Below are 10,060 nucleotides of genomic sequence, written 5' to 3' on the forward strand. Positions count from 1 at the left end.
AATTTTCGACACAATATAGATTCAAGGCGCGCTGCTAGGAAAAATCAGATAAATCAGCAGTTTGCTTGAGAATTTGGTTATTTTCTCACGATTTCAAGACTCGCTTTGTCCGAAACGTGGCAACTGAGGTGCCGTCGAAGGCGACAATCGCTCCCGTTGTGAGTCGGAAAATTTCAGCATGTGAAAATTTTGCCTTGTTGCTAGTTTGTATATTGTATACTAATTTGTCCGACAACACGGAGCGATTTATGGCAGTTTTTTCGGGCAGTCGCCGCCACTTCCTTACGACCTCGTCTGTCCTGACAGGGCTGAGCCTGGTTCCTGCGGCGGCGTGGGCCGGGACCGAAAAGGCGCTTCCCCAAAAGCGTACTACGTCGCTTGCGCTGGGCGATGTGCGCCTGTTGCCGTCGCCGTTCAAAACTGCGCTGGACGTCAATCATACCTATCTACTAACCTTGGAACCCGACCGCTTCCTGCACAACTACCGCAAGGGCGCGGGCCTCACGCCCAAGGCGGAAAAGTACGGCGGCTGGGAGAACGACACCATCGCCGGCCACAGCCTGGGCCACTACCTGTCGGCCATATCGCTGATGTATGCCCAGACCGGGGACGCCACGCTGAAGGCCCGCGCCGCCTATGTCATCGACGAACTGGCCCTGATCCAGGGCATGCAAGGCGACGGCTATGTCGCCGGCTTCACCCGCAAGCGCCCCGACGGCACCATCGTCGACGGCAAGGAGCTCTTCGCCGAGATCAAGGCCGGCGACATCCGTTCGGCCGGCTTCGACCTCAACGGTTGCTGGGTCCCCCTCTACAACTGGCACAAGCTGTACACCGGTCTGTTCGACGCCCAGACCTTCTGCGGCCTGAACAAGGGCGTCGTCGTTGCTACGGGGCTGGGTCATTATATCGACAGCGTTTTTGCAGCGCTGAACGACGATCAGGTTCAGCAGGTGCTGAACTGCGAATTCGGCGGCTTGAACGAGTCGTTTGCCGAACTGCATGCCCGCACCGGCGACGCGCGCTGGCTGACGCTAGCCGAACGCATGCATCATAACCGCGTCCTCGACCCGATGATCAAACGCGAGGACAAGCTGGCCAATATCCATTCCAACACCACCATCCCCAAGGTATTGGGTCTGGCGCGGCTGTATGAGATCACCGGCAAGGCCGATTACCACACGGCGTCGGACTTCTTCTGGGAACGCGTTACTGGCCACCACAGCTACGTCATCGGCGGCAATGGCGACCGGGAATATTTCTTCGAACCCGACACCATCTCCAGGCACATTACCGAGGCGACGTGCGAGCACTGCGCCACCTACAATATGCTGCGCCTGACGCGGTTCCTGTATAGCTGGCAACCCGACGCCTCGCGCTTTGACTATTTCGAGCGGGCGCACCTCAACCATGTGCTCAGCCAGCAGAACCCGAAGACCGGTATGTTCAGCTATATGACGCCGCTGTTCACCGGCGCCGAACGCGGCTTCTCCGATCCGGTCGACAACTGGACCTGCTGCCACGGCACCGGCATGGAGAGCCATGCCCGCCACGCTGAGTCGATCTGGTGGCAGTCGGCCGACACCCTGTTCGTCAATCTCTATATTCCGTCGACCGCCCAGTGGACGACCAAGGGCGCCAGCCTGCGGATGGATACCGGCTATCCCTATGACGGCGGCGTCAAGCTGGCCGTCACAGCGCTGCGCCGGCCGACGCGGTTCAAGCTGGCCCTGCGCGTGCCAGGTTGGGCAAAGACCGCAGCCGTGACCCTGAACGGCAAACCGGCCCAGGCCGTGCGCGACGGCGGTTATCTGGTCATCGACCGGGTCTGGCAGGCCGGTGACAAAATCGCGCTCGATCTGCCGCTGGACCTGCGCCTGGAAGCCACCTCCGACAATACCGGCATTGTCGCCGTGCTGCGCGGGCCGATGGTTTTAGCGGCCGATCTGGGCCCCGTAGAGACTCCGTTCAAGGCGACCGATCCGGCGCTGGTCGGCGACAATATCCTGGCCGGGTTCGAGGCAGTCGATGCGTCGAAGGCACTGTATCGCACGGTCGGTATTGGCCGGCCGGGACAGTTGGACTTCGTGCCTTTCTACAGCCAGTACGAACGGCGCAGCGCGCTTTATTTCAAGGCGTTTTCCGAAGCCGACTGGAAGGTCGAGGAAGCCGCCTTCCTGGCCGAACAGGAGCGCCAGCGCGACCTGGCCGCCCGCTCGGTCGATGTCATGTACCTGGGCGAGATGCAGGCTGAACGCGACCACAATCTCGAATCCAACGTGTCGTGGCCCGGCACCTATCGCGGCCGCAACGGGCGCGATGCGCGTCAGGGGGGCTTCATGTCCTTTACCTTGAAGGTCAAGCCCGGCCCTCTGGTGCTGCAGGCGACCTACTGGGGTGACGACCGCCGCGAATACGACATCGTGATCGACGGTGAAAAGCTGACCACGGTGACTCACAAGACGGCGCCCAAACCCGGTGTCTTCTTCGATGAAGAATACCCCGTGCCGGAACGGTTCACCGCCGGCAAGACGCACGTTTTGATCCGCCTGCAACCCGGTGACCGGTCTACCGGCATGATCTTCGGCATGCGCCTGTTCACCGCCGTCCCCACGAATACGAAAGTCGAAACCTGATGCGTTCCCTGTTGAAGACCGGTGTCTCCTTGTACCTGTTGGCGCTGAGCGTATCCTTGAGCGCTTGTGGCGGCGGCGGTTCGGCCAATGCCCAGACGCCACCGCCTGCCCCGCCCGTGACACCGCCTGTTTCCACCGGCTGCGTGGCCGGCACCTGGACGGTTGTTTCCGGCGTTCCGGAAGAGCAGGCCGTTCAGTATGAGACCGAGCATTTTGCCTTTCGCTGGAAGGCGGGCGACGTCAACCGTGAAGATGCCGTCGCCGCCGGCGCGTATCTCGAGATGGTGTGGAAGCTCTATATGGGACCGGTCGCCTTCCCCGAGCCCTATTGCGATACCGCCGCCAAGAAGAAGGCCAATATCAATCTCGATCCGACCTTTGGCCTCAGCGGCGGCCCGACCGGCGAACGCGATATGGGTATGTGGATTTCACCGCCGGCGCTGAAGGATCACTGGGGCCTGTCGCACGAATTCACCCACGCCCTGCAGGGTTCGACGCGCAGCCTGCGCGACGGCGTCTATACCGGCTGGCTGTGGGAAAGCCATGCCAACTGGATGGCGCATCAGATGCCGGAATATCGCGGTGAGGTCCATTGTTCCGAACTGCTGGTGAACTTCCCGCACCTCTATTACGGCTCGACGCGCGACCGCTACTGCAACTGGCAGTTCCTGGAATATGTCAAAGACAAGTACGGCTATGAAGCCGTCAGCGCCATCTGGGCCAAAGGTTTGAAGCCCGGCGAGCCAGGCTATATGGACGAAAGCTTCTTCACCATCCTGATGCGGACGCAAAAGTGGTCAGTGGCGGATCTGAACGACGAGTTCGGCGAATGGGCCTTACGCAACGTCACCTGGGACTATGTCGACGACAAGGGCAACGACCAGGGCCCGGTCTATCGCGCCAAATACGGGTCCTATGACGACAAGAGCGGCATTCGTCCGCTGCGCACGACAGCCCTGGAGCCGCTGGATCTGGGCCAACGCCGCTTTGCCGTGCCGTCCCTGTGGGCGCCGCAGCGCTATGGCTACAATCTGGTGCGGCTGGTGCCCGACGCCGGCGCGACCAAGGTTTCCGTCCGTTTCCGCGGTGTCGTTCAGACGGCCGCCGGCGCGACCATGACGGGACTGAACAATGAACCGGCCTCGGTGCCCGCGCCGGCATCCGACTGGCGCTGGGGTGTCGTGGCGGTCCAGGCCGACGGCACGCCGCGGTACAGCCCGCTGATGGGTGGCGCCGACGGCGATCTGGCCTTCGACCTGAAGGCCGGCGACACGGCCGTCTATATGGTCGTAGTCGGGACACCGACCACGCATCATGCGATTATGTGGGACCAGGCCTACTCTTCCATCTACCGCTACCCGTGGATGGCCCAGTTCACAGGCGCCATGCCCCAGGGCTTCGAAGCTGGCGCAGCCAAACCGACAACCGATGGCCATGCCCACCCCAATGGCGGCGGCTGGGTCGGCAAAGACGCCAAGGTCGATGCCAGCGTCTATGTCGGACCCTATGCTCAGGTGTTGGGCGGCACCGTTAGGGACCATGCCCGCATCGAGGATCATGCCATCGTCCGCAGCGGCACCATTTCGGGTGAGGCCGTGGTCGGCGGCATGTCGATTATCGACAACAATGTGGTCATCAAGGACAAGGCTGTGGTGCGCACGACCTTTATGGGTATCGGCGCCTTCGAACCCGGCACCGAGCTGTCCGGAACGGCCCAGATCTGGGGCGACGCCGAGGTGCGCGGCGGGCCGAAGCTGAGCAAGGGCGTCTATACCGGCTTTGTCGACCAGGCGTCACAGGACGATCCGAAACAGGGCGGCGACCTGACCGCGCCGGCGCCGGAAGTGACGTCGTTTACCTACACCTGGCGCCCCTGAGATGAACGAGCATACGCGCTTTCCAGAGGACAATCCCGACCTGCGGTTTATCCATGGTCACGCGGCGCATATGCTGGGCCGAGCGATTGTGGCGGGTGAATACGCCCCCGGCCGGCGGCTGCCAACGGAGATGGAATCGGCCGAGCAACTGGGGATTTCGCGCAGTTCCTATCGCGAGGCGACGCGCATCCTGACCGGCAAGGGCTTGCTGATCAGCCGGCCGCGTACCGGCACGGTGGTCAATGCCCGCTCGGCGTGGAACATGCTGGACCCCGATATCTTGGCCTGGATGTTCCAGGCCGCCCCGGTCTGCGACGACCTGATCCGCGACCTGTTCGAACTGCGCATGGTGGTCGAACCGGCGGCGGCCGGCTTGGCGGCGCGGCGACGGACAGCGGAACAGTTGGAGTTGATGACAGCGGCCCTAGGTGTGATGCGCGAACGTACCTTGGCCAGCGAAGCAGGTCTGGCGGCCGATAAACAATTCCACACGCTGATCCTGGAAGCCACCGGGAATGCGACCTTCATGTCGCTGGCCAACGGCATAGGCGCGGCCGCACGGTGGGCGACCATTTTCAAGAACCAGGAGCGCGAACTGCCGCGCGATCCGATTCCGGATCATCAAAGATTGCTAGATGCGATCGCTGCGCAGGATCCCGACGCCGCCCGTCATGCGGCATCGACCTTGCTGTTGCTGGCCCAGGAAGACGCCATGATGGCGATCAGTCCACCCGCTCTCCATCCCTGAAAACGATGGTCGAACCCGGCGGCACCACCGTCCAGGTTTCGTCACGGGTCAGGGGCGTCGAGGCAACGATGATCACCTTGTCGTCCGGCGTCGTCTCTTTCGCAAAGTCGACCTCCATATCTTCATCGATCAGGCTGGCGCGTCCGAACGGCGCCGCGCGGCGGATGTAGCATAGCTTGGTCGAGCAACTGGCGTAGAGGGCGTGTCCGTCGCCCAGCAGGGCGTTGAAGACCCCCAACTCGCGAAGTGAGCCATAGGCCTCGGCGACAATACGTTTCAGCCTGGCGTCCGACGGCCGCTTGGGGCAGGCGATGCGGATCTGATCCAACAGCCAGCAGAAGGCGTGTTCGCTGTCGGTACTGCCGACCGGTTGGTAGTGGACCAGCGGCCGCTTCTTGATGCCTTTGAGCTGACCGTTATGGGCAAAGCTCCAGTACTGGCCCCACATTTCGCGGATAAACGGGTGCGTGTTTTCCAGCGCCACGCGGCCGCGATTGGCCTTCCGGACATGGGCGATGACAAGGCGGCTCTTGATCGGATAGGCCTTGAGGAACTTGGCCAGCTCCGAATGGGCGCTGGGGTTGGGGTCGTGCAGGCTGCGGCAGCCCTTCTGTTCGTAGAAGGTGATACCCCAGCCGTCAGTGTGAACGCCGGTCGCCCCGCCGCGCTGGACCAGGGCCGAAAAGCTGAACCGGATATCGGTCGGCACATTGGCGCTCATCGCCAGAAGTTCACACATTGCGGCCGCTCCTTTGTGCCCCTGTCTTTGCGCATTCACGGGCGGGCGTGCAACCGGAATTTACAGGATATCGGCGCGGGTGTCGTAAGCGTCCTGAGCCTGAAGGATTTCGGTAATGTTGCTTTCGGCCCACTGGGAAATCTGGGCCACTGTCCCCGACAGGGTCTCGCCCAGCGGTGTAACCCGGTATTCCACCGTCACGGGTACGGTCGCAAAGGCCTGACGCGAGATCAAACCGTCACGCTCCAGCTTTTTCAGGGTCTGGGACAGAACCTTGTGCGAAATGCCCTGGATGTCGCGATGCAGTTGGTTGAAGCGCGTCGGCCCGTCCATCAGCCGCCGCAAAAGCAGCATGGCCCATTTGTCGGCCAGGCGGTCCAGCACCATCCGGGTCGGACAGTTCAGATCGAAGACATTGGGTATCTGATGAAAGCCCATGGCGGTTTCCTCGAGGTAACCTACTGAGTTTAAAGTGCATTCTTTCGCTATTTCGCGCGAATGACTATCTTCTAACTCGTGGAAAGCAGATTTCCAACAGAAAGCTTCTTTGTTTTGGCGCGCATCTTAATCCGAAAACGGGGCCGCCCGCGCGGTACCTCACACTTTTCGGGATGCGCTTATGGAGAATACATTATGAGCGGAAAGATTTTGGTTGTGGGCGCCACCGGTACGGTCGGTCGCCATCTTGTTGCGGCCCTGGTGGCCAAGGGGAAACGGTAAAAGCGGCGTCGCGTACACCTGCGGCTGTCGCTGGCGCGGAAAGCGTCGCGTTTGATTTCGCCAATCCGGCGGCCGCTTTGGAGGGCGTCGACCGGCTGTACCTGCTGTCGCCGACGGGTCATCTCGATCCGGTCGGCCTGCTGACGCCGGTGATCACCGAAGCGGCCAAGCGCGGTATCAAGATCGTGCTGCAGACCGCCATCGGCGTCGATGCCGATGACAATATCCCGCTGCGCCAGGTCGAACTGGCGGTCGAGCGGTCGGGTGTTCCGTTCGTGATTCTGCGGCCGAACTGGTTTGCCGACAACTTCGAGACCTACTGGAAGGGTGACATCAGCAACGGCACCATCCACGTGCCGGCCGGTGACGGAGCGACCAGCTTTGTCGACGCCCGCGACATCGCCGACAGCGCGGCTGGCGCCCTGACCACCGATCGTTTCAACGGCCAGGCCTTTGCCGTGACCGGACCGGAGGCGCTGACCTATGCCCAGGCAGCAGAGCTGCTGTCAGGGTTTTACGGCCGCACCATCGGCTATCAGCCGATCGATGACGAGACGTTTGTCGCCGCCATGAGCCAGGCCGGTCTCAACGAAGGCTATGCGCGATTGCTGGCGGCCATCTTCCATCCCGTGCGCGAAGGCTGGACCGCCAGTGTGACGGACGCGGTGGAAACGCTGTCGGGTCATGCGCCACGCAGCCTGGAACAATGGGCAAAGGACAATGTTAAGGTGCCGGCTCAATAGAGCCGGTTTTGTTACATTTCTCCTTCTCCCCACCTGAGGGGAGAAGGTGGCTGAGCGAAGCGAAAGCCGGATGAGTGGTCAACTCAGGTTCGGTTTCTACAGTTGTAGCCGAACCAACCCCTCACCCCTACCCTCTCCCCTCAAGTGGGGAGAGGGAGATTTCAGTGTATATTCTCCCTACCGAAACCCTTTCTCGATGTCCTGAAACAGCACCATGTCCGACGGTTCTGGAATCTTCGCCTGAGGCAGGTCGCGGTTGGGTGGCAGGGTCGGCCAGGCCAGAGTGAATACCCTGCCGTCCGGCCCGGTCACTTGAACTGTGTTGGTTCGCTGCCCCTCCGCCACATCAAGCCGGGCAGCGGCCTTTTCCGCCACGCTTGCGACCTTGCGTTCCTCGATCAGCCTCAGGGTCTTGGCGTCGACCACGAACTCCAGCGACTGTCCCAAGCGCATCACCGGCACGATCAGTTGCCCGGGCGCACCCGGCCGGGCACCGTCGACAAATATCTCGCTGTTCAGCGATCCGCCGCCGCCGAAGTCCCAGCGGTAATCGGTCCAGTCGCTGATCTGGCGGCTGTTCCAGGCCTCGCCTTCGCGGCGGGCCAGCCAGATCTGGGTGTTACCCGTCGCATCGTACTTATGGTACGTGATGGTCACCCGACCATCGGCGTCAAAGCCGATGATGGTGTTGTTGTTGATCATCCCGCCCTTGACCGGCACAGGGTCGACGATCTCGGCATCTTTGAATTTTATCGGTAAAGGCAGTGGCGAACCGTCGGCCTTTTGCCAGGTCACCAGGTTGCGGCTTTGGGCATAGCTGAGGTCATGATTGGTGTCGGCCATCGGGGTGTCGCGCCACACCCATGCGATATGGAACCAGCCGTCCGGTCCCAACACCGGGCCCATGAAATAGGCATTGCGCTCGCCTTCGCCATCGACAAGCGGTGCAGATGTGAGGGGCTTCCAGGTCTCGGAAGCTTCGTCATAGACGTTATAGATTTCGTTGCCCTGGCCACTGGAGCCATCGCGATATTTGTAAACGAGGCGGCCTGCCGGATCCTTCAAAAAAATGGGATATGTCATGTGCGACTCGCGCTCAGTCGAGGCCATGACGGGGATGCGTTTTAACGTCCGTATATCGCCGGACGGATCGCTGCGGAAATAGGTCAGCGGATCGACATGCATGTTGCTGGCGACATGAACAGCGCCAGCCGGGTCGACTTCCATGGCGATGTAGTTGTGGCTGTCCCAGCCCAGCCAGGTATCGACCTTATGATAGACCCAGTGGGCGGGATTGTTCAGCGGCCGCTGGGCGACGGTCAGTTGGCGTTGGGTGTCGTAATAGGCGACATAAAGATGGGTCTTCGTCGTCACCATGGCAAAGCGGGCGCTGTGACCAGCCCAGACCTTGTCGATCGCTTCTGGGTCTATCGCTTCAGGCGCAGGCTGGGCCGAGGCGGAGGTGGTGAGCAGGAGGGCCGCGGCGACAAGACCCAGAAGGCGAGGGCGCCGATGGTGATGCGGTCTGACAGAAGAAGCATGGCGCATAACAATATCAGCCTACATATAACGGAACGACATTTTGTGTGCTGTTGGGAACTTTAACCACCTGTGTAGCCGAACTGGCGGCTGATCTGGTTCGTGGTGTCCTTGACATAGGACTTCACCAACTGAATCCGGTCTAAGTCCATGTACTGGGCGGCCGAGGACACCGAGACGGCGGCGATGATCTTGCCACTTATGTCACGAACCGGGGCGGCGACGCAGCGGATGTGGTCTTCGTTTTCATCGAGGTCAAGGGCGTACTGTTCCTCGCGATAGTGTGTCATGACATCGAGCCACTGCTTGATGTCATATTTGTACCGGGGATAGAGGGCTGCTTCACGCAGGTAGACCTCGCGCAGACGGTCTTCGGGTTCATCCAACAGAAGGGCCTTTCCCAGGCCGGTATGGCGCAGGGGTTGGCGCTCCCCGACGATGCAGCGGACCTCGATACGGCGGTTACCGGGGATTTTGGCAATATAGTGGACCTGATCGCGTTCCAATATACCGAGGTTGACGGTGTCGCCGGTGTCGGCCGCGAGGCGGGTGAGATAGTCCTGGCTGACTCGCGTCAGGGTGATCTGCTGTTGCGCGGCAAAGCCCAGCTCGAGCAGCTTGGTGCCCAGGGCGTAGCCTTCCTGAGCGGAATAAGCGAGGAAGTTGGATTCGACCAGAGTGGTGGCGAGGCGGTGGACGGTGGTCTTGTTCAACCCCAGCGACCTGGCCATTTTGCCCAGGGTGTTGTCACCCTTGGCCACCCGCGAAAGAACGTCCAGCCCCTTGGCAAGGGTCAGGGCGCCGGCGGTCCTGGCGCCGGTTTCCAGGGGGTCTGAGACGGGGAGGTTCATAGTGGCGTGACTCGGACGCAAGGGATGCCGTTCCCCATAGTGATACGGCCACCAGCAGAAAGCAAGGGAAAGGCATGCAGTGAAGTTGGCGAAGCGAAGCGTAGCCGGATGAGGGGTCAGCCCCAAGTCGACGACTACCGTTTTTGGCCGCACCAACCCCTCACCCCAACCCTCTTCCCTCAAGTGGGGAGAGGGAGTTTCTACAGC

The 10,060-nt window shown here is 61.4% G+C and carries 8 protein-coding genes; 4 read left to right on the forward strand and 4 right to left on the reverse strand.

Features of this window, described 5'->3' with window-relative positions:
• Positions 1-248 precede the first annotated feature (248 nt).
• From ABI_RS00810 to ABI_RS00820, 3 genes are read left to right on the forward strand one after another with little or no spacing between them, the layout of a single operon-like run.
• The gene (locus ABI_RS00810; protein WP_006270891.1) at positions 249-2,636 is read left to right on the forward strand and encodes a glycoside hydrolase family 127 protein; all 2,388 of its coding nucleotides are present in this window, start codon (positions 249-251) and stop codon (positions 2,634-2,636) included.
• Positions 2,636-4,513: an Svx/AvrXca family virulence/avirulence protein gene (locus tag ABI_RS00815; protein ID WP_157138660.1), complete on the forward strand. Its 1,878-nt coding sequence runs from the start codon at positions 2,636-2,638 to the stop codon at positions 4,511-4,513. The genes ABI_RS00810 and ABI_RS00815 overlap by 1 nt, the downstream gene beginning before the upstream one ends.
• A 1-nt stretch (position 4,514) precedes the next feature.
• Entirely contained in the window at positions 4,515-5,261 is a 747-nt protein-coding gene (locus tag ABI_RS00820; protein WP_006270893.1) for a FadR/GntR family transcriptional regulator, read from the forward strand.
• Here the strand turns inward: ABI_RS00820 and ABI_RS00825 are convergent.
• Both ABI_RS00825 and ABI_RS00830 read right to left on the reverse strand, forming a co-directional pair.
• A complete protein-coding gene (locus tag ABI_RS00825; protein ID WP_006270894.1) occupies positions 5,236-6,000 on the reverse strand; it encodes a class II glutamine amidotransferase in 765 nt (254 codons plus the stop codon). The genes ABI_RS00820 and ABI_RS00825 overlap by 26 nt on opposite strands.
• A 60-nt stretch (positions 6,001-6,060) precedes the next feature.
• Positions 6,061-6,438 (reverse strand): winged helix-turn-helix transcriptional regulator, encoded by a 378-nt coding sequence (locus ABI_RS00830; RefSeq protein ID WP_006270895.1) that lies wholly within the window; start codon positions 6,436-6,438, stop codon positions 6,061-6,063.
• Between the two features lie 359 nt (positions 6,439-6,797).
• On the opposite strand from ABI_RS00830, the gene ABI_RS00835 reads away from it, so the two are divergent.
• The gene (locus ABI_RS00835) at positions 6,798-7,463 is read left to right on the forward strand and encodes a Rossmann-fold NAD(P)-binding domain-containing protein (protein WP_006270896.1); all 666 of its coding nucleotides are present in this window, start codon (positions 6,798-6,800) and stop codon (positions 7,461-7,463) included.
• 177 nt (positions 7,464-7,640) lie between these two features.
• Here the strand turns inward: ABI_RS00835 and ABI_RS00840 are convergent, their stop codons facing one another.
• On the reverse strand, positions 7,641-9,011 hold the full coding sequence (locus ABI_RS00840; RefSeq protein ID WP_006270897.1) for a BNR repeat-containing protein: 1,371 nt from the start codon (positions 9,009-9,011) through the stop codon (positions 7,641-7,643).
• Positions 9,012-9,064: 53 nt separating this feature from the next.
• Positions 9,065-9,853 (reverse strand): IclR family transcriptional regulator, encoded by a 789-nt coding sequence (locus tag ABI_RS00845; RefSeq protein ID WP_006270898.1) that lies wholly within the window; start codon positions 9,851-9,853, stop codon positions 9,065-9,067.
• Positions 9,854-10,060: the final 207 nt, after the last annotated feature.

It is taken from the genome of Asticcacaulis biprosthecium C19, from assembly GCF_000204015.1.
GTDB classification, from domain to species: Bacteria; Pseudomonadota; Alphaproteobacteria; order Caulobacterales; family Caulobacteraceae; genus Asticcacaulis; species Asticcacaulis biprosthecius.

Excerpts from the sequence above, each read along its gene's own strand:
- ABI_RS00810 (WP_006270891.1), top strand. The coding sequence starts at position 249 with ATGGCAGTTTTTTCGGGCAGTCGCCGCCACTTCCTTACGACCTCGTCT.
- ABI_RS00815 (WP_157138660.1), top strand. The coding sequence starts at position 2,636 with ATGCGTTCCCTGTTGAAGACCGGTGTCTCCTTGTACCTGTTGGCGCTG.
- ABI_RS00820 (WP_006270893.1), top strand. The coding sequence starts at position 4,515 with ATGAACGAGCATACGCGCTTTCCAGAGGACAATCCCGACCTGCGGTTT.
- ABI_RS00825 (WP_006270894.1), bottom strand. The coding sequence starts at position 6,000 with ATGTGTGAACTTCTGGCGATGAGCGCCAATGTGCCGACCGATATCCGG.
- ABI_RS00830 (WP_006270895.1), bottom strand. The coding sequence starts at position 6,438 with ATGGGCTTTCATCAGATACCCAATGTCTTCGATCTGAACTGTCCGACC.
- ABI_RS00840 (WP_006270897.1), bottom strand. The coding sequence starts at position 9,011 with ATGCGCCATGCTTCTTCTGTCAGACCGCATCACCATCGGCGCCCTCGC.
- ABI_RS00845 (WP_006270898.1), bottom strand. The coding sequence starts at position 9,853 with ATGAACCTCCCCGTCTCAGACCCCCTGGAAACCGGCGCCAGGACCGCC.